Genomic DNA, 17749 nt, shown 5'->3' with positions numbered 1-17749 from the left:
TGGATCGCCACCCGCGGCTACGCCACCAGCTGACCCCACAACCACCACCACACACCGAAGGGCCGGACCCCACCACGGGGCCCGGCCCTTCGTCGCGCTTGAGGTCAGCGCCCGCTGCCCGCGCGGACCGGCTCGTCGCCGGGACCAACTCCGGCCGACTCGACGTCGGCGGCCAGCTCGGCCGACTCGACGCCGGGAGCCATCCCGGCCGACTCGACGCCGGAAGCCGACTCGAGGCGGTGGGCACGTCGGCGCAGCCACCAGGTACTGCCTAGTCCGGCGAGCACCGCGAGGACCAAGCCGGCCCAGGAGATGTCCTTCAGCCAGTGTTCGGCCGCCCGGCCGACCGAGTAGAGCAGGTATGTCGTGCCGAAGGCCCAGACCAGGCCGCCGGCCGCGTTCGCCACCAGGAACCGGCGGTACGGCACGTGCAGCGCCCCGGCGAGCGGCCCGGCCAGGATTCTCAGCAGTGCCACGAACCGGCCGAAGAAGACCGCCCAGACGCCGTGCCGCGCGAAGCTCTGCTCGGCACGGGCGAGTTGTGCCGGGCCCAGGTGTTTGGGGAACCGCCTGCCCAGCCTGGCCAGCAGCGGACGACCGCCGCGTCGGCCGACGGCGTACCCGACGGAGTCGCCCACGATGGCGCCGAACGCCGCAGCGCTGGCCACCCACTCCGGTTCGACCACTCCGGCGGCGGCGAGCAGTGCGGAGCTGACCAGGACGATCTCGCCCGGCAGCGGGACGCCCATGCTCTCCACGCCGATGACCCCGGCGACGATCAGGTAGACCACGCCCGGGGGCAGCGCCGAGAGCGAGTGCTGAACGTCGATCACTCGGCACCCCTTCCGATCGACCCCGACCCTACCCCGCAGACCTGACGACACGGCGCGGTCGTGGGCCGCTCAGACACCCCCACTCGGAGGTGCCCGGGCGGGCTCCAGGTTGCGCATATAGCAAGACGGACGTACGGTTTTGTTGGAAGCGGAATCGGCGGTAAGTGTCACCTAACTTCGGCGGCACCCCGACCGGTGCGACAGACTGCTCAGGACTACTCACGGTCGCTGGTGTGAAGGAGTACGACGTGGCGAGCCTCGACACCTTCGGTGCGAAGACCCAGCTACGCGTCGGAGACGCGAGCTACGAGATTTTCAAGATCGACAAGGTGGACGGCCACGCTCGGCTGCCGTACAGCCTGAAGATCCTGCTGGAGAACCTGCTGCGGACCGAGGACGGCGCGAACATCACCGCCGACCACATCCGCCAGCTCGGCGGGTGGGACTCCTCCGCCGCCCCGAGCGTGGAGATCCAGTTCACCCCGGCGCGGGTGCTCATGCAGGACTTCACCGGCGTGCCCTGCGTGGTCGACCTGGCCACCATGCGCGAGGCCGTACGCGACCTGGGCGGCGACGCCAGCAAGGTCAACCCCCTCGCTCCGGCCGAGCTGGTCATCGACCACTCGGTGATCGCCGACCTGTTCGGCCGCGAGGACGCGTTCGCTCGCAACGTCGAGCTGGAGTACGAGCGCAACAAGGAGCGCTACCAGTTCCTGCGCTGGGGCCAGACCGCGTTCAACGAGTTCAAGGTCGTCCCGCCGGGCACCGGCATCGTGCACCAGGTCAACATCGAGTACCTGGCCCGCACCATCATGGAACGCAACGGCCAAGCGTACCCGGACACGGTGGTCGGCACCGACTCGCACACCACGATGGTCAACGGCCTGGGCGTGCTGGGCTGGGGCGTCGGCGGCATCGAGGCCGAGGCCGCGATGCTCGGCCAGCCGGTCAGCATGCTGATCCCCCGGGTGGTGGGCTTCAAGCTCTCCGGCGAGATGCCGGCCGGCACCACCGCCACCGACCTGGTGCTGACCATCACCGAGATGCTGCGTAAGCACGGTGTGGTCGGCAAGTTCGTCGAGTTCTACGGCCCCGGCGTGAGCGCCGTGCCGCTGGCCAACCGGGCCACCATCGGCAACATGTCCCCGGAGTACGGCTCCACCGTGGCGATCTTCCCGATCGACGCGGAGACGATCCGCTACCTGGAGTTGACCGGCCGCGACGCCGCGCAGGTCGCGCTCGTCGAGGCGTACGCCAAGGAGCAGGGCCTCTGGCACGACCCGGAGGCCGAGCCGGACTATTCGGAGCGCCTGGAGCTGGATCTCGGCTCGATCGAGCCGTCGCTCGCCGGCCCGAAGCGCCCGCAGGACCGGGTGCCGTTGGGCAGCGCCAAGACCCTGTTCCGCTCCGCGCTGACCGACTACGTCGCCGACGACTCCGCCGGGGAGCGTGACCTCAAGCCGAGCGTGGCCCGTGAGGAGCTGCCGCGCGGTGCCAACGGCCCGGCCGACGAGGCCAGCGCCGAGTCCTTCCCGGCCAGCGACCCGCCGGCCAACGAGTTCAGCGACCCGGCCGACGAGCCGCGTGACCTGGAGACCGCGGCGGCCGGTGCCGGTGGCCGGGCCACCAACCCGGTCCGGGTCACCGGCCCCGACGGCGTGGAGTACGAGCTGGACCACGGCGCCGTGGTGATCGCCGCGATCACCTCCTGCACCAACACGTCCAACCCGCAGGTGATGATCGGTGCCGCGCTGCTGGCGCGTAACGCGGTCGAGAAGGGCCTGGCCCGCAAGCCGTGGGTGAAGACCACCCTGGCGCCGGGCTCGAAGGTCGTCATGGACTACTACGAGCGGGCCGGTCTCACCCCCTACCTGGACAAGCTCGGTTTCAACCTGGTCGGCTACGGCTGCACCACCTGCATCGGCAACTCGGGCCCGCTGCTCGAGGAGGTGTCCGCGGCGGTCAACGAGCACGACCTGTCGGTCGTCTCGGTGCTCTCCGGCAACCGGAACTTCGAGGGCCGGATCAACCCGGACGTCAAGATGAACTACCTGGCGTCGCCGCCGCTGGTGGTCGCCTACGCCCTCGCCGGCACGATGGACATCGACCTGGCCAACGAGCCGATCGGTGAGGACTCCGAGGGCAACCCGGTCTACCTGCGCGAGATCTGGCCGAACAGCGCCGAGATCCAGGACGTCATCGCCCAGGCGATCGGCGCCACCGGCTTCAGCGCCGCGTACGCCGATGTCTTCGCCGGCGACGAGCGGTGGCAGTCGCTGCAGACCCCGACCGGCGACACCTTCGCCTGGGCGAACGACTCCACCTACGTCCGCAAGCCCCCGTACTTCGAGGGCATGCAGCAGGAGCCGAGCCCGGTTGTCGACATCGCTGGCGCCCGGGTGCTGGCCAAGCTGGGTGACTCGGTGACCACCGACCACATCTCGCCGGCCGGTGCGATCAAGGCCGACTCGCCGGCCGGCAGCTACCTCGCCGAGCACGGCGTGCCGCGCCACGAGTTCAACTCGTACGGTTCCCGACGGGGCAATCACGAGGTGATGATCCGGGGCACCTTCGCCAACATCCGGCTGCGTAACCAGCTGGTCCCGGGGGTGGAGGGTGGCTTCACCGTCAACCACCTCACCGGCGAGCAGACCTCGATCTACGACGCCTCGGTGGCCTACCAGGAGGCCGGCATCCCGCTGGTCGTGCTGGCCGGCAAGGAGTACGGCTCGGGCTCGTCGCGGGACTGGGCGGCCAAGGGCACGATGCTGCTGGGCGTCCGGGCGGTCATCGCCGAGTCGTACGAGCGGATCCACCGCTCCAACCTCATCGGGATGGGCGTGCTGCCGTTGCAGTTCCCGGTGGACGTCACCGCCGAGTCGCTCGGCCTGACCGGCACGGAGACGTTCACCATCACCGGGGTGACCGCCCTGAACGACGGTGAGACCCCGCGGACCGTGCAGGTCAGCACCGACACCGGCGTCGAGTTCGACGCCGTGGTGCGGATCGACACCCCCGGTGAGGCGGACTACTACCGGCACGGCGGCATCCTGCAGTACGTGCTGCGCCGCATGATCGCCAACTGACGTACCGACGTCACCAGGCTCCCTCCCGCCTCGGCGGGAGGGAGCCTGCGTCGTTTCCGGGTCGCTCCTCGTGCCGCACCCCGCCACGGGCTAACCTCTTAGCTAAGGAGGTGCCACGGTGGCCGGTGAAGCTGCGGCGCAGTTCAACATCCACGATGCGAAGACGAACCTGTCACGCATCATCGAACGAGTCGAGCACGGCGAGGAGATCGTGATCAGCCGGGCTGGCACCCCGGTCGCCAAGGTCATCCCTCTTCGTCGGACAACACGCACCGGTCGCGGGTCGCTGCGCGGTGCGCTGGATCTCACCGTTGACTGGGATTCCGACGAGGTCAACGACGAGGTCGCTCGCGACTTCGGGCTGTCCGGATGAGGCTCTTGCTCGACACGCACGTGGTGCTCTGGTGGCTGACCGACGACCCGGTCCTCGGCACGGACATCAAGGACCGCATCGACACCGAACCCGATGTGTACCTGAGCCCGGTCACGCTGTGGGAGGTTGCGATCAAACAGTCGTTGGGCAAGTTGCGCGGCCCTTCCGACCTCGCCGCACGGCTCCGGGACGCCGAACTGCGGGAACTCCCGATCCGCCACGATCACGCCATCGCGGCTGGTCGGCTGCCGCTGATCCACCGGGATCCGTTCGATCGGATGCTGGTCGCGCAGGCCCTGCACGAAGGGCTCACCCTGGTCACCCGAGACGACCGCATCCAGAAGTACGACGTACCGATTCTGGTGGCCTGACACTCATCCGCTCGCGGATGAGGTCGTCGGACCGGTCGATCAGCGCCCGGCGGCCGGCGGGGTGAGCGCTCAGCGCAGGCGCAGCGCGACCGCGCGGGCCTCCTCGTCGGTGAGCGGCAGGAACCAGAGGAAACGGCGGACGATGGCGACCGGGTCGGGTCCGCCCGGCTGGCCGCGCAGGTCGCGGATCGCCCGGCGGGTGATCCGGGAGAACTCGGGGATCAGGGTCGCCCGGCGGGCGGCGTCCGTCGGGGTCGCTCGCAGCACCGGGCAGGGCCAGTCCCGCCCGCAGGCGTCGCAGGTCCACAGCGGGCCGTCGGCGGTGTGCGCGACCGGCGGGCCGCACCGGGAGCGCCAGCGTGATTCGGGTACGACGTTCCCCGCGCGACCGGGACCACGGTACGGAGGGTGCGGTGGCCCGGTCGGACCGGCGGTGATCGCACGGGGCGAGGCCGGCCGGGTCGGTCGGTTGCCTGGCCGATGTGGGCGGTTGCAGGACCTGTCCTCGGGCATCCGGTGCTCCCTCCGCGCTGCTGTCTACACAGCACCCTGCCGAGGGTTGCCAATCAATTACACCGCGTAGAAGTATTGCCTTCCGACGTCTGGAACGTTCTGGAGGGCCTGGAGATGAATCGAGCCGTACAGGCGGCGATGGCCGAGAGGGGCCACACAGCGGACAGTCTCGCTGCTCAGATCGGTGTCGATCCGAAGACGGCAGCCAAGTGGGCGAGCACCGGACGAATTCCGCAGACGCGTCACCGTGCGCGGGTCGCCGAGCTGCTCGGTCGGAACGTCGACGAGTTGTGGCCGGACGCGTTGAAGCGCCGGACGCCGGCGTGGTTCCGCCCCTGGGCCGAGATCGAGCGCGAGGCACTGTCGCTGCGGTCGTTTCAGCTCGCGTGGATACCGGGCCTGCTTCAGACGAAGGCGTACGCGCTGGCGACGCTGATCGGTGAGGCGCTGACGCCGGCCGAGGCCGACAATCTCGCCGAGGCGCGGCTGAGCCGGCAGGCCATCCTGCGTCGGGAACGCCCGCCACTGCTCGTCGCGGTCCTCGACGAGGGAGTCCTCCGGCGCACCCTCGACGGTGACCGGGCCATGATGCGGGAGCAGTGCGAACATCTGGCCGAGCAGGCCACGCTCCCGAACGTGTCGCTCTTCGTCGTGCCCACCGACGTCGGCATGTATCCGGGCCTCGGTGGGCCATTCACCATCGCGGAAATTCCGGACGGGGCGCGGGTCGCGCACGTCGACAGCCAGGCCCAAGCGCAGCTCATCGACAAGGCGGCCGACGTTGCTACCCTCGACCGACGGTGGGAACGCATTCGCGACGGAGCCCTGTCGCGGGCACAGTCCCTCAATCTCCTCAGAGAAGCGGCAGCATCATGGACCTGACCGGCGCTCGGTGGCGCAAGAGCAGCAAGAGTGGCAACAACGGCGGCGACTGCGTCGAGGTGGCCGACAACCTCGCCGGCGTCATCGGCGTACGTGACTCCAAGGATCCGGCCGGTCCGGCGCTCGCCTTCGACCCGGCGGCCTGGACCCGATTCCTGGTGCTGGCCAAGCGCGGCTGACCTCGCTCTATGGCGACAGCTCGTCGGCCCGGTCGAGCAGCGCACGGCGCTCGGCGGCCGAGCCGACCGTTGCCGCCGCCTGCCGGAACAGTCCGGCGGCGCGCGGCCGGTCACCCTGCCGGGCCACCAGATCGGCCTCCACCGCCACGGCGAGCGGGTTACCGGCCAACGCTCCCCCGGCTCGCGCCGTGTCGAGCAGCCCCAACCCGGCGGCCGGCCCGTACGCGTAGCCGTACGCGACCGCGCGGTTGAGCGCGATCACCGGCGATTGCCGGAGGTCGGCCAGCGCGTCGTAGGCCCGCGCGATCGTCGGCCAGTCGGTGTCGTCGGCAACGGCGGCGGTGGCGTGGCAGGCGGCGATCCGGGCCTGCCACGCGTACGGCCCGTCGTGGCGTACCCGATCGAGGGTGGCCAGGCCCTCGGCGATGGCGGCGCGGTCCCACCGGTCGCGGTCCTGCCGTTGCAGGGTGAGCAGGCTGCCGGCGGCGTCGCGACGGGCGTCCCGGCGGGAGTGTTGGAGCAGGAACAACGCCAGCAGGGCAGCCACCTCGGACTGCTCCGGCATCAGCCGGTCGAGCAGCCGGGCGAGCCGGACCGCCTCGTCGGCGAAGGCCGGCTCGCCATCGGCGACGTAGCCCCGGGTGAACAGCAGGTACAGCACGGCGAGGACGCCCGGCAGCCGCTCGGTCAGCGCCGGCCCGCTCGGCACCCGGTACGGGATGCCGGCGTCGGCGATGCGGGTGCGGGCCCGGGTCAGCCGGCGGGTCATGGTCGACTCGCTGACCAGCAACAGCCGGGCGATGTCAGCGGTCGGCACGCCGCAGACGGTGCGCAGCGTCAACGCCACCCGGGCCTCGATGGCGAGCGCCGGATGGCAGCAGGTGAAGATGAGCCGCAGCCGGTCGTCCACCACGTCCTGCCTCACCTCCGGCTCCGGGGCCGTGTCGTCCGGCGTGAGCAGTGCCAGGTCGTGCAGCTTGCGGCGCTCCACGCTGGCCCGGCGCAGCACGTCGATCGCCCGGTTGCGGGCCACCGTCATGAGCCAGCCGCCCGGGTTGGCCGGCACACCGTCGGTGGGCCAACGCTCCAGCGCGACGGTCAAGGACTCCTGGGCGCAGTCCTCGGCCAACGCCCAGTCCCCGGTCACTCGGATCAAGGTCGCGACGATCCGGGGGTACGCCTCGACGCCGGCGGCCGCGACGGCCTCCGCCGCCACGGCACCAGCCGGTGCGTGGGTACGCACCGGCCGGCGCTGCGAGGTGGACAACCCGTCAGCCGGGCAGGTCCGCGAACGGGCGTAGCTCCAGTCGCCCTTCGCGGGCCATCGGGTGGGTGCGGGCCACCTCGATCGCCTCGTCCAGGTCGGCGCAGTCGAGCAGGTCGAAGCCCACGATCACCTCGGCGGTCTCCGCGAACGGGCCCTCGGAGACGAGCAACTCGCCGTTGCGGACCCGGACGGTGGTGGCCGCGCTGGTGGACGCCAGCGCGTCGCCGGTCAGGCGGCGGCCATGCGAGTCGTTCTCCGCCACCCACTTGTGGATGTCGGGTAGCTCGGTGGGGTCGGTGTCCGGCTCGGTGTCGCTGCACACGAACATCAGGTACTTCATCTGGTCACTCCCTGGTTTCTCGGGGTTTCGTCAGCATGACGATCGGCCGGCGGCCTTCCGGACACGCTGCCCCGAAAAACTTCGGTCAGTCTCCGCTGGCGGCGCGGCGGCGGGCCTCGCGGGTCTTCATGGCGTGCTCCATCAGCGTGACGAGCACCTCCTTGCTGGACTCCCGCTGCCGGGCGTCGCAGAGCAGCACCGGCACACCCGGGTCCAGGTTGAGTGCGGCCTGCACCTCGTCCAGCCGGTACTGTCGGGCGCCCTGGAAGCAGTTCACCGCGACCACGAAGGGCGTGCCCCGGCCCTCGAAATAGTCGATCGAGGGGAAGCAGTCGGCGAGCCGGCGGGTGTCGGCCAGCACCACGGCGCCGATCGCGCCCAACGCCAACTCGTCCCAGACGAACCAGAACCGGTCCTGCCCCGGCGTACCGAACAGGTACAGCACCAGGTCGTCGCTGATGGTGATCCGGCCGAAGTCCATGGCCACGGTGGTGGTGGTCTTGCCCTCCACCCCGGACAGGTCGTCGATGCCGACCCCCGACTCGGTCAGGACCTCCTCGGTACGCAACGGCCGGGTCTCGCTGACCGCGCCGACCATGGTCGTCTTGCCCACGCCGAAGCCACCCGCGACCAGAATCTTGATCGCGGTGGGCAGTGGGGTCGCTCCCGCCGGCCGGTCAGAGTGCCCGTAGTCCATTGATTACCGCCTCGAAGATGCTGTTGTCGGGAAGACCGGCCGTGGTCTGCGGCTCGCGGACCTGGACCAGGCTGCGGGCTGCCAGATCACCGAGAAGCACCCGGATGGTGCCCACCGGCAGGTCGAGATGGGCGGCGATCTCGGCGACGGACTGTATGCGCTGGCACAGCCCGACGATCGCCAAATGCTCGGGGCCAAGGCCGACCTCGGGCGTGACCTCGGCTCGGGTCGCGGTGACCAGGGAGATCAGGTCGAAGGTGCCGGTGACCGGGCGGGCCCGACCACGCGTCACCGCGTACGGACGCACCACCGGACCCGCATGGTCATCCACCCACTGATGGTCTGCGGACTCCCCCTGGACCGTCATCGCCGTTACCTCTCGCCGGCCTGCTGCTCGGTCCCACGCGACGGCGACGCGACGTACTTGCCGACGCGGGTGACCAGCATCGCCATCTCGTAGGCGATCAGACCGACGTCGGCGTCCTCGCTGGCCAGCACCGCCAGGCAGGCGTTGCGGCCGGCCGCGGTCACGAACAGGAACGACGACTGCATCTCGATGATGGTCTGTTGCACCTGCCCGCCACCGAAACGCTTGCCGGCGCCTCGGGCGAGGCTCTGGATGCCGGCCGCCATCGCCGCGAGGTGCTCGCCGTCGTCCCGGCTCAACCCCTGGGAGGAGGCCATCAACAGGCCGTCGGTGGAGAGCGCGACCGCGTGCTCGGCCTGCTTCACCCGGCCCACCAGGTCATCCAGCAACCACGTCAGGTCGGCGCTCGAAGCCGTCTTCTGGGTCACTTCGTCGTCCTCTTCTCGCCCGGCTGTGTGCCGCGTTCGTCTGGGGCTTGACCGTCACACCGCGCGGAAGTCCCGCGGCATCGGTGCTCGGTCAGGTCGCTTGTGGATCCTCGTCGGTCGGCTCGGACGGGGTCGCCGCCGGGGCGCCGGAGGCGCCGCCGAGCAGCCGAGCCGCGTCGGTCCGTCCACGACGGGTGCCGGTCTGGTAGGAGCTCATCATCCGGCGAACCTGCTCCGGCGGGCGCACCACATCCTCGTCGTCGGTCTCCGACACCGCCGGGTCGTCTCGCAACTCGGGAACGATGTTCGCTTGGCGGACCCGCACGGGCAGGCCGGAGTCGGTCCGTTCCGCCTCGGCTCGGGCGGGCACCGGACCACCGTCGCCGGCCACGACCGGCTCGCCGTCGCGGTCCTCTGGGCGGGCGCGGTCGACGGCGGGCAGGCCGGTGGGCACGGTCGGGGCTTCCAGAGCTGGCTGACCCGGGCCGCGCCGGGCGCGGGTGGGCAGTTCGGGTGTGCCGGTGGCCGGGGTCGTCCGCTGGCGGGTGGGGAGAACGCTGTCCGCCTCGGCCTCCTCGGCCGTCGTCGGGGTGCTGGTGTCGGTCGACATCGGCACCGCCGACGTCACCGGGGCGTCCGCAGTGGTGGTCGTCGGCGCGGCGAGCGCGACCGGCGCGAGGGCGGCCGGCCGGCCGGTGTCCGTGGCGGGCGCCGACGGCATCGGGATGGCCGTGCCGGCCCGGAACGAGCCCGAGTCCTCCGGGGACGCGTCGGCCTCGGTGACCAGCTCCAGCGGGATCAGCACGACCGCCGTGGTGCCGCCGTACGCGGACTCCTTCAGCCGTACCCGCACGCCGTGCCGTTCGGTCAGCCGGCTCACCACGTAGAGCCCGAGGCGGGTGGCGTTGGCGAGGTTCAGCTCGGACCGGTCGACGATCCGGTGGTTCGCCGCGGCCAGGTCCTCCTCGCTCATGCCGAGGCCCCGGTCCTCGATCTCGATGGCGAACCCGTTGGAGACCAGTTGGCCGCGGACCTCGACGGTCGTGTGCGGCGGCGAGAACGACAGGCCGTTCTCGATCAGCTCGGCGAGCAGGTGGATGACGTCGCCGACCGCGCGGCCCGCGAGCGAGACCGGGCCGAGCGGCAGCACGTTGACCCGGGTGTAGTCCTCGACCTCGGCCACGGCGCCGCGCACCACGTCGACCATCGGGACGTTGCGCCGCCAGGCCCGACCGGGGGTGGAGCCGGAGAGCACGATCAGGTTTTCCGCGTTACGCCGCATCCGGGTGGCCAGGTGGTCGACCCGGAAGAGGTCCTCCAGCTCCTCCGCGTCGTGCTCGCGGCGCTCCATCGCGTCGAGCAGGGTGAGCTGGCGGTGCACGAGTGCCTGCGTACGTCGGGCCAGGCTGAGGAAGACCTCGCGGACGTTACGACGCAGGTCGGCCTGCTCGATGGCGGTCCGCAGGGCGGTCTCCTGAACGGCGTTGAACGCCTTGCCGACCTGGCCGATCTCGTCGGTGCCGAACTCCAGCGGGGGCGCCTCGGTGGCCACGTCGACCTCCTCGCCGCGCCCGAGCCGCTCCACCACCCGGGGCAGCCGCTCGTCGGCGAGCTGCCAGGCGGCCTGACGCAGCCGGTCCAGCTGGCGCAGCAGGTTGCGGGCCGTGGTGATCGAGACGACGACGGAGGCGATGACGGCGAGCAGGCCCAGACCGGTGGCGAGCACCAGTCGGACCACGACCATCACGGCCACGCCGGTGGCCCGGCCCACGATGCCCTCACCGCCGGCGGTGACGACGTCGTTCACCTCGGCCAGCGCCGGCTCGACCGTGCCGCGCCACTGCTCGGAGCCGATCGGCAGCTGGGTCGACGGTCGGCCCTCACGGATGATGCTGTCCTGTACGGCGCGCAGTCGGGTGAACGCCTCACCCTCGACGAGCTGCTGGTAGCGCCGCTCGTCGGCGTCGGCGAGCCGGACCCGGACCTCCTCGCCGACGAACCGCTCGGCGGCGACCAGGCTGACGTAGCGGGCGTACTCCGACCCACTCATCCGGCCGTTGCCGAAGAGGCCGCTGAGCAGCGCGTCCTCCTGGGAGATGAGTTCCTTCATCCGGTTGAGCTGGATCAGCGCCGCCGCTTCAGCGGCGATCTGCTTGTCGTCCAGACTGCCCGTCACGTCGTAGATCTGGAAGATCGACTCGATCGCGCCGGTGTACGCCTCAGCGGCGGCGATCCGGTCGATCTTGCGGTCCAGTACCTCGGCGCGGGTCTGCTCCAGCGCGTTGATCTGGGCGATCGTCGAGTCGAGCTGGGTGTCCAGTGCGGAGCTGCCGGCGAGGTCGACCTGCCAGTTGCGCACCGAGTCACTGAAGTCACCGGCCAGCTCGGCGGCCTTGCGCTGCTCGGCTTCGAGCGCCGTCCGCTGCGCGCCGTCGGGGTTGCTCAGGTACGCCTGGGTCAACCGCCGCTCCAGCTGGAGCTCCTGCAGCAACGGCTCGGTCGGCGTGTAGACCTTGCTGTTGATCAGCTGGACACCGAGCAGGTTGTAGCCGTCGCGCAGGGTCACCCATGCCGCGAACATCCACAGCGCCACCAGGGAGAGCAGCAGGGCAACAACCTTGGTGCGGATACTCGTACCGCGAGAACGCATTGAACCGTCCCAGGCCGGGCGTTGACTCAGCTCATCAACGAATGATCAGAGGGGGCGACGTCCCACCGCAGTGGGGCATCCGGGGCTGAGGCTCTGCGTACGCTAGCAGTGTCCACACAACCCCTCAAGTCGCTGTTTTTGTTGACTGGTAGCCGCAATCCACCACCGAACGGTCGACGTCGGAGGTGCGGAGGCCGGCCAGACGGCAGGCGGCCAGCACGGCGGCGCGAACGATGACGGTCGGACAGTACAGCTCCTTGCCATACCACAGTGGAGGGTGCTCCTGGCTGGCGGATTCATGCAGGTAGGCGTGCCCACGGGCCACGGCGTCGTCGACCCGGGGCACCGTCGTCGGCACCGTCAGCAGCACCTGGAGGGCGTACGCGGTCTCCTCGGCGGTGCCGTCCCACCGCCCCCACGAGCCGTCCGGGCGCTGGCTGTTCAGCACCCAGCCGGCCGCCCGGTCCACCGCCTCGGCGGCGGCCGCACCCCGCCCGAACTCGGCCAGCGCCAGCACGCAGCAGGCGGTGGCGTAGTACGGCGAGGCGTGCCACCGGTCCTGCCAGGCACCGTCCGCGCGCTGGTGACCGGTCAGCACCGTGCTCAACCGATCGACAGCCCGGTGGTAGCGCGGGTCCGCGTCCGGGTGAAGGGTCAGGTGCTGACCGAGGGCGTCCAGCACGTGGGCGTTGGTGGTGACCGAGAAGCCGTCCTCCCCCGGCCAGGTGCAGAAACCGTCAGCCGTCTCGTACGCCCACAGGCTGGTCGGGTCCGCCGGGTGACCGAGCCGGGCCAGCGCGTCGAGGGTCACCGAGGTGGTGTCCGCGTCGGTTGGCAGGCCGTCGCCGGTGGCGATGCCCTGGCCGGAGGTGGCCGCGGTCAGGCTCTCCAGCACGGAGGCCGGTGGGTTGATCGTGATCCCGGCGCGGCGCAGGCCGCTCAGCACCCAGGCTCGCTCGAAGACGGTGATCGGTGCCGGGCAGGGCACCGGGCCGCCTCCGTCCCGGATCAACGCCCGCAGGAAGGCGTGCGCGGCGGGGCCGGCGGCCGGGCTGGCCGCGGTCAGCCAGGCCGCGGTCGCGGCGGGTGAGGCACCGACCGCGGTGAGGGTGGGGCCGGCGTCCGGGGGTACCGCGTCCAGGATCTCGTAGAAGTGGGCCAGCTTCGGCGGCAGCGTCGCTCCGGCGGCCACCGCGGACCGCACCGCGCGCAGCCGGTCCGCGGTGAGCCCGACGGGCAGCGGCAACGGCGGGCGGGGCAGCCGGTCGGCGGTGGTCCGCTCCAGGCGGGCCAGTCGGTCGTTGATCCGGTCGACCAGCGCCGGGACGATGAGATCCAGTGCGGGGGTGTCCGGCAGTGTCCGTGCGTCGGTGCGGAGCAGAGTGCCGACGAGCGCGTCGAGCCCACGAGCCACCGGGGCGAGCAGGTCCGTCCGGGGCTCGCCGTCGACCAGCGCGGCGAGCAGCGCCTCGGTGGCGCTCAACGTCGGCACCAGGGCGTACCCCTCGGGCGGGCCCCACGCCCCGTCCGGGCGTTGACTGCGCACCAGAAACGCGATCCGCTGGTGGTGCCCGGTCAGCCAGGGAGCGATGGCGACCAGCCGCCCGGTCTCGTACACCGACGCGGCGACCTGCCCCCAGGGCCGCAGGCCAAGGCCGGCGATCAACTCGCGGGCGGCGTCGACGGTCGGGGCACCGGTGGTCTCCGCGTCGGCGAGCACCCGCGTGGCGCCGTCACTCATCACGCTCCCCCCAGAAGTCCGCCAGTTGGTAGAAGCCGCCGGTGAAGGAGATCTGCCGGTTGAGGTAGTCCGCCTGACGGGGGCACCGCTCGGCGAGGGCGGCCAGGTCCCCCCGGGACCGGGCGGTCAGCTCGGCCAGCCGGTCGTGCACCTGCGCCGGGTCGTCGACCAGCGACAGGGCGTTCAGGTCACCCCACTCGGCGTCGCGCCCCTGCGTGGCGAGGTCGTTGACCAGCCGCAGCACCCGCTGCACGCCACGTCCGGCGTCCAGCAGGTCGGTCAACTGGGCGAGGGTCTTCTCGTCGCCGGTGGCGATCCAGTGGGTGACGTTGACGAAGGAGCTGCCAGAGTTGTCGGCGTTCTCCAGGTAGCGGTCCAGGTCCGGCAGGCGCCGCCCGGTGGTCGGGTCGGTCGGCAGGTTCTTCCAGTCCCACTCCCGGGCCATGGCGGCGAGCATCCGGGCCAACTCGTCGCGCCAGATCGGGCGCAGCCGGGCGAACGCCGGCACGGTGGCCAGCTCGTCGCGCAGGTCGGCCAGCAGCCGGGCCAGGTGCCGCCCGGGTGACGGGGTGGCGCCGTCGGCCACCGCCAGGCAGTCGGTCACCACCTCCCGGACGTCGTCCACGGACCGGGCAAGGTAGTCGACCTGCCAGTCGGCAGCGAAGACCCAGAGCACGGTACGGGTGGTGATCCGCAGTTCGGCGGCGGTGTGCCAGGGCGCGATGAAGGCGACCACGGTGGCCACCGAGCTGAGCAGCGCCGGGTCGAATGGCGCAGCGTCGAACAGCTCGGGGTGGGCGGCGGTGACATCCTGCAGGTCGCGTACGCCTCGCACGGCGAGTGCGCACACCCGGCCCTGCTCGGCGACCGCGTCCTGACCGGCCCGCGCCGGTCGCGGGGTCTCGGTCACGGTGCGACCGGACGCTCGACCGGGGTGAGGATGAGCTCGGCCCGCTGCTTGGGTTGCAGCGAGGCGCCCACCCGGGGGGTGAGGTCGGCCGGTTCGCGCAGCCGGAAGCGGTAGCGGCTCAGCACGGTGCTGACGATGAGCTGGGCTTCCAGCAGGAACAGGTACTGCCCGAGGCACTGGTGCGGGCCGCCGCCGAACGGGAAGTACGAGTAGCGGTAGCGCCGCCGGGGCAGCTCCGGCGCAAACCGCTCCGGGTCGAAGAGCGCCGGGTCGTCCCAGAACATCGACATCCGCTGGGTGACGTACGGGCTGACCAGCACGGTGCCGCCGGCCTTGATCCGCACTCCGCCCAGCACGTCGTCGCCGACCGCGGTGCGGGGGATCATCCAGCCGGCCGGGTAGAGCCGCAGCATCTCGTCGAGCACCATCCGGCCGTAGCGCAGTTGGGGCAGGTGCTCACGGCCGACCCGTTCGGCGCCGACCACCTGCTCGATCTCGTCGGTCATCCGCTCGGCCACGTCGGGCCGGGACGCGAGCACCGGCCAGAGCCAGGAGAGCAGGGCGATGGTGGTCTCGGTGGCGGTGGAGAACATCGCGACCACGTCGCCGCGGATCGCGTACTCGTCGGGTTCGCTGCCGTCGGCGCGCGGCCGGCACAGGGTGGAGATGATGTCGTCGCCGTCGGTGGGACGGGCCCGAGCCTCCCGGATGATCGGCAGCACCACCTCGTCGATGGTGCGCACCGCCTCGCGGAAGCGCCGGTCGCCGGGCATCGGCACCGCGTACGGCACGGCGGGCATCAGCAGCCGTGGGAGCATCGCGGTGGTGAGGGTGTCCAGCGCGGCGCTGATCCGCAGGGCATCGGGCACCGAGATCCGGTCGGCGAAGAGCACCCGCATGGTGGTACGCAGGACGATCCGGGTCAGTTCGGCGCCGCCGTCGATCGGGCGACCGTCGCGGGCCGGTTCGAGCCACTCGTCGACCGCCTCGTTGATCGCCTCGGCCATCTTGTCGACGAGCGTCTCGGCCCGCTTGGCGGTGAACAACGGTTGCAGTGCGCCCCGGCTGGACTCCCAGATCGCACCTTCGGCGACCAGGATGGCGTCGCCGACGATTCGACGAACCGGTCGCCAGAGCAAGCCGTCGCCGTCGCGGGTGTAGTTGGCAACGTTGTCCCTGAGCACGCGTTGCAGGTGCTCAGGATGGCTGACGAGATAGGGGCGGAACGAGCCGAGGTTTAGCCGGATGACCTCGCCGTCGGCGGCCTGCGCGAAGTCGACGAGCGCACCGAGCGGATCGCGGACCAGCGCGGGCAGAGCGCGCCGCAGGGGAATCATCCGGGGTTCGGCGCTGACGGTGGCGGGGCCTGCCTCGAACACCTGCGACATCGAACCACGTCTCCTCGTCGTCCCGGCGACCGTAGCGATCCACTTCGGTCAGGCAGGTTGATGAACTTTCACCTTCTGGGCCGACGGAAGCATCTCACCAAACGCGGGGCACCTCCAGACTTGCGGGCGGTGCAATTTCCATCCACACGCAGCCACCTGCATCGATGTCCCGACTCAGGCAATTCCTGAATGGATGGTCAGGTGTGGCACCCACGCCGCGTGAGGTGCGGCACCAGCCCGACGGCCTGGCAGCCTGGACCGGCGCGGGCTGCGACACGGGCATCGACAGGTGGCGTCGGGCCGGCCGGTGTGTGTCTCAGTGACCGGGGACGCACCGGTACCCCCCGAATCCGGGCGACGCCCGGCACCCTGTGCCAGGCTCTGTGGCATGGACGACAAGACCATCCTGAACCGGATCTCCGAGCTGGTCGACGAGGAACACAAGCTGCGGGCCGAGGCCCAGGCGCACGAGTCGGGCACCGAGGGCGAGGCCAGCGAGCGACTGCGCGCCCTGGAGGAGTCCCTCGACCAGTGCTGGGACCTCCTGCGCCGCCGACGGGCCGCCCGGGAGACCCACGGCGACCCGGACGCACAGGGCGAACGCCCCAAGCCCGAGGTGGAGCGCTACCTGCAGTAGCCGGCGGAGCGGGTCGGGCGGTGTGGCCGCCCGACCCGCTCCGCTCAGCGGAGGCCCGCCTCGCGCAGCAGCTCAGCGGTCAACGCGGCCGGATCGACCTGCTCGGGCGGCAGACCACGAGCCGCGAACCAGGTGCCGACCACCCGCACGTCACGGGCCAGAAACTCCGGCCCCTGCGGGTTCGCCACCACGTCGACCACCTGCGGCAGGTCGATCACGACCAGCCGACCCTGGTGCACGAGCAGGTTGTACGGCGACAGGTCGCCGTGCGCGTAGCCGGCCCGAGCCAGCACCCGCAGCGCCTCCACCAGCTGAGCCCACAGGTCCCGCAGTTCGGACGGGCCGGGCCGCAGCTGGGCCAGCCGGGGCGCCGCCTCCCCCGACTCGGCGTCACCGACGAACTCCAGCATCAGCTCGGTGCCCCGCAACTGCACCGGGTACGGCACGGCGATGCGGTCGTGCCCGGCGCCGATCTCCCAGAGTCGGGCCAGGGCGGCGAACTCGGCCGCGGCCCACTGCCCGGCGATCATCTGCCGGCCGAACGCCGTCCGGCCGGCCATCGCCCGGTTCTCCCGGGACCGGCGCACCCGACGGCCCTCCAGGTAACCGGCGTCGCGGTGGAACAGCCGGTGCTCGGGGTCGCGGTAGCGCTTGACCGCGAGCAGGCAGGACCGGTCGGTGTCGGGCACGGCCCGACGGACCAGGTGGACGTCCGCCTCTTTGCCGGTCTTCAGCACACCCAGCTCGGTGTCCTTGGCGGCCAACTCGGTGACCAGCCAGGCCGGGTGCGGATGCGGCCCGTGCACGGCGTCGTCCCAGGACGACCAGCGCTCGCCGGTGTCCGGGTCGGGTTCGCTGTCCGGGTCTGCGAGCGGCTCGGTGGGCCGCCCGCGCTTCAGAAACTGCGGTTCGTCGTCGTCGAAGCGGCTCTTGCCGCGGCTGCGGCGCTCCAGCGCCGGAAGGTCATGATCGCGCACTGTGGTGAAGTTCCCTTGGTCGAGGCTGAGCTAGGCGGCTGGAAGCGACCTGCGAAGACGGCCATGACCGACCCCCTCTCCTCGACCGGGCGCACGCCCGGGATGCACGA

Annotated in this window: 18 protein-coding genes; 6 read left to right on the top strand and 12 right to left on the bottom strand. The window is 71.3% G+C overall.

What is annotated here, in order from left to right; translation table 11 throughout:
• Positions 1 to 104 precede the first annotated feature (104 nt).
• A complete protein-coding gene (locus ACIBF8_RS30525; protein WP_396787365.1) occupies positions 105 to 833 on the bottom strand; it encodes a DedA family protein in 729 nt (242 codons plus the stop codon).
• A 233-nt stretch (positions 834 to 1066) separates the two neighbouring features.
• Here ACIBF8_RS30525 and ACIBF8_RS30520 point away from each other — a divergent pair, with 233 nt between their 5' ends.
• From ACIBF8_RS30520 to ACIBF8_RS30510, 3 genes are all read left to right on the top strand, one after another.
• A complete protein-coding gene (locus ACIBF8_RS30520) occupies positions 1067 to 3919 on the top strand; it encodes an aconitate hydratase (protein ID WP_396787364.1) in 2853 nt (950 codons plus the stop codon).
• A gap of 118 nt (positions 3920 to 4037) precedes the next feature.
• Positions 4038 to 4292 (top strand): type II toxin-antitoxin system Phd/YefM family antitoxin, encoded by a 255-nt coding sequence (locus ACIBF8_RS30515; protein WP_396787363.1) that lies wholly within the window; start codon positions 4038 to 4040, stop codon positions 4290 to 4292.
• Complete coding sequence (locus ACIBF8_RS30510; RefSeq protein ID WP_396787362.1) at positions 4289 to 4663, top strand: type II toxin-antitoxin system VapC family toxin; 375 nt, start codon at positions 4289 to 4291, stop codon at positions 4661 to 4663. Before ACIBF8_RS30515 ends, ACIBF8_RS30510 begins: the two co-directional genes overlap by 4 nt.
• 69 nt (positions 4664 to 4732) lie before the next feature.
• Here ACIBF8_RS30510 and ACIBF8_RS30505 read toward each other — a convergent pair whose 3' ends face one another.
• Positions 4733 to 5176: a hypothetical protein gene (locus ACIBF8_RS30505; RefSeq protein WP_396787361.1), complete on the bottom strand. Its 444-nt coding sequence runs from the start codon at positions 5174 to 5176 to the stop codon at positions 4733 to 4735.
• 114 nt (positions 5177 to 5290) lie between these two features.
• Here ACIBF8_RS30505 and ACIBF8_RS30500 point away from each other — a divergent pair, with 114 nt between their 5' ends.
• Together ACIBF8_RS30500 and ACIBF8_RS30495 are read left to right on the top strand one after the other, a co-directional pair.
• Positions 5291 to 6058: a Scr1 family TA system antitoxin-like transcriptional regulator gene (locus ACIBF8_RS30500; RefSeq protein WP_396787360.1), complete on the top strand. Its 768-nt coding sequence runs from the start codon at positions 5291 to 5293 to the stop codon at positions 6056 to 6058.
• On the top strand, positions 6049 to 6237 hold the full coding sequence (locus ACIBF8_RS30495; protein WP_238688187.1) for a DUF397 domain-containing protein: 189 nt from the start codon (positions 6049 to 6051) through the stop codon (positions 6235 to 6237). Before ACIBF8_RS30500 ends, ACIBF8_RS30495 begins: the two co-directional genes overlap by 10 nt.
• A gap of 7 nt (positions 6238 to 6244) precedes the next feature.
• Here ACIBF8_RS30495 and ACIBF8_RS30490 read toward each other — a convergent pair whose 3' ends face one another.
• The 9 genes from ACIBF8_RS30490 to ACIBF8_RS30450 form a co-directional block, all read right to left on the bottom strand.
• The gene (locus ACIBF8_RS30490) at positions 6245 to 7480 is read right to left on the bottom strand and encodes an RNA polymerase sigma factor (protein ID WP_396787359.1); all 1236 of its coding nucleotides are present in this window, start codon (positions 7478 to 7480) and stop codon (positions 6245 to 6247) included.
• Positions 7481 to 7508: 28 nt separating this feature from the next.
• Positions 7509 to 7844, bottom strand: coding sequence for a YciI family protein (locus ACIBF8_RS30485; protein ID WP_396787358.1), 336 nt, complete (start codon positions 7842 to 7844; stop codon positions 7509 to 7511).
• 85 nt (positions 7845 to 7929) lie between these two features.
• Positions 7930 to 8541, bottom strand: coding sequence for an ATP/GTP-binding protein (locus ACIBF8_RS30480; protein WP_366338967.1), 612 nt, complete (start codon positions 8539 to 8541; stop codon positions 7930 to 7932).
• Positions 8522 to 8908: a DUF742 domain-containing protein gene (locus ACIBF8_RS30475; RefSeq protein WP_030337267.1), complete on the bottom strand. Its 387-nt coding sequence runs from the start codon at positions 8906 to 8908 to the stop codon at positions 8522 to 8524. The genes ACIBF8_RS30480 and ACIBF8_RS30475 overlap by 20 nt, the downstream gene beginning before the upstream one ends.
• Positions 8909 to 8913: 5 nt before the next feature.
• Positions 8914 to 9336 (bottom strand): roadblock/LC7 domain-containing protein, encoded by a 423-nt coding sequence (locus ACIBF8_RS30470; RefSeq protein ID WP_396787357.1) that lies wholly within the window; start codon positions 9334 to 9336, stop codon positions 8914 to 8916.
• A gap of 91 nt (positions 9337 to 9427) precedes the next feature.
• Positions 9428 to 11986 carry a nitrate- and nitrite sensing domain-containing protein gene (locus tag ACIBF8_RS30465; protein WP_396787356.1) on the bottom strand — a complete coding sequence of 853 codons (2559 nt, stop codon included), beginning with the start codon at positions 11984 to 11986 and terminating at the stop codon, positions 9428 to 9430.
• A gap of 124 nt (positions 11987 to 12110) precedes the next feature.
• Complete coding sequence (locus tag ACIBF8_RS30460) at positions 12111 to 13727, bottom strand: prenyltransferase/squalene oxidase repeat-containing protein (RefSeq protein WP_396787355.1); 1617 nt, start codon at positions 13725 to 13727, stop codon at positions 12111 to 12113.
• A complete protein-coding gene (locus tag ACIBF8_RS30455) occupies positions 13720 to 14637 on the bottom strand; it encodes a terpene synthase family protein (RefSeq protein ID WP_396787354.1) in 918 nt (305 codons plus the stop codon). Before ACIBF8_RS30455 ends, ACIBF8_RS30460 begins: the two co-directional genes overlap by 8 nt.
• Positions 14634 to 15971 carry a cytochrome P450 gene (locus tag ACIBF8_RS30450; RefSeq protein WP_396787370.1) on the bottom strand — a complete coding sequence of 446 codons (1338 nt, stop codon included), beginning with the start codon at positions 15969 to 15971 and terminating at the stop codon, positions 14634 to 14636. The genes ACIBF8_RS30455 and ACIBF8_RS30450 overlap by 4 nt, the downstream gene beginning before the upstream one ends.
• A gap of 442 nt (positions 15972 to 16413) precedes the next feature.
• Here ACIBF8_RS30450 and ACIBF8_RS30445 point away from each other — a divergent pair, with 442 nt between their 5' ends.
• Positions 16414 to 16662 carry a DUF2630 family protein gene (locus tag ACIBF8_RS30445; protein WP_285797710.1) on the top strand — a complete coding sequence of 83 codons (249 nt, stop codon included), beginning with the start codon at positions 16414 to 16416 and terminating at the stop codon, positions 16660 to 16662.
• Between the two features lie 44 nt (positions 16663 to 16706).
• On the opposite strand, the gene ACIBF8_RS30440 is transcribed toward ACIBF8_RS30445, so the two are convergent.
• Positions 16707 to 17639 carry a serine protein kinase RIO gene (locus ACIBF8_RS30440; RefSeq protein ID WP_396787353.1) on the bottom strand — a complete coding sequence of 311 codons (933 nt, stop codon included), beginning with the start codon at positions 17637 to 17639 and terminating at the stop codon, positions 16707 to 16709.
• Between the last annotated feature and the right edge of the window lie 110 nt (positions 17640 to 17749).

The sequence above is a fragment of the Micromonospora sp. NPDC050276 genome (assembly GCF_044459545.1).
In the GTDB taxonomy this organism is placed as follows: domain Bacteria; phylum Actinomycetota; class Actinomycetes; order Mycobacteriales; family Micromonosporaceae; genus Micromonospora.
Note: the sequence above shows the minus strand (reverse complement) of the source record. Positions and strands in the feature narration are given on the sequence as shown.

Bases quoted from the DNA above. Each gene is read 5' to 3' on its own strand.
- ACIBF8_RS30510 (WP_396787362.1), top strand. From the start codon at position 4,289: ATGAGGCTCTTGCTCGACACGCACGTGGTGCTCTGGTGGCTGACCGAC.
- ACIBF8_RS30505 (WP_396787361.1), bottom strand. From the start codon at position 5,176: ATGCCCGAGGACAGGTCCTGCAACCGCCCACATCGGCCAGGCAACCGA.
- ACIBF8_RS30500 (WP_396787360.1), top strand. From the start codon at position 5,291: ATGAATCGAGCCGTACAGGCGGCGATGGCCGAGAGGGGCCACACAGCG.
- ACIBF8_RS30495 (WP_238688187.1), top strand. From the start codon at position 6,049: ATGGACCTGACCGGCGCTCGGTGGCGCAAGAGCAGCAAGAGTGGCAAC.
- ACIBF8_RS30485 (WP_396787358.1), bottom strand. From the start codon at position 7,844: ATGAAGTACCTGATGTTCGTGTGCAGCGACACCGAGCCGGACACCGAC.
- ACIBF8_RS30480 (WP_366338967.1), bottom strand. From the start codon at position 8,541: ATGGACTACGGGCACTCTGACCGGCCGGCGGGAGCGACCCCACTGCCC.
- ACIBF8_RS30475 (WP_030337267.1), bottom strand. From the start codon at position 8,908: ATGACGGTCCAGGGGGAGTCCGCAGACCATCAGTGGGTGGATGACCAT.
- ACIBF8_RS30465 (WP_396787356.1), bottom strand. From the start codon at position 11,986: ATGCGTTCTCGCGGTACGAGTATCCGCACCAAGGTTGTTGCCCTGCTG.
- ACIBF8_RS30460 (WP_396787355.1), bottom strand. From the start codon at position 13,727: ATGAGTGACGGCGCCACGCGGGTGCTCGCCGACGCGGAGACCACCGGT.
- ACIBF8_RS30445 (WP_285797710.1), top strand. From the start codon at position 16,414: ATGGACGACAAGACCATCCTGAACCGGATCTCCGAGCTGGTCGACGAG.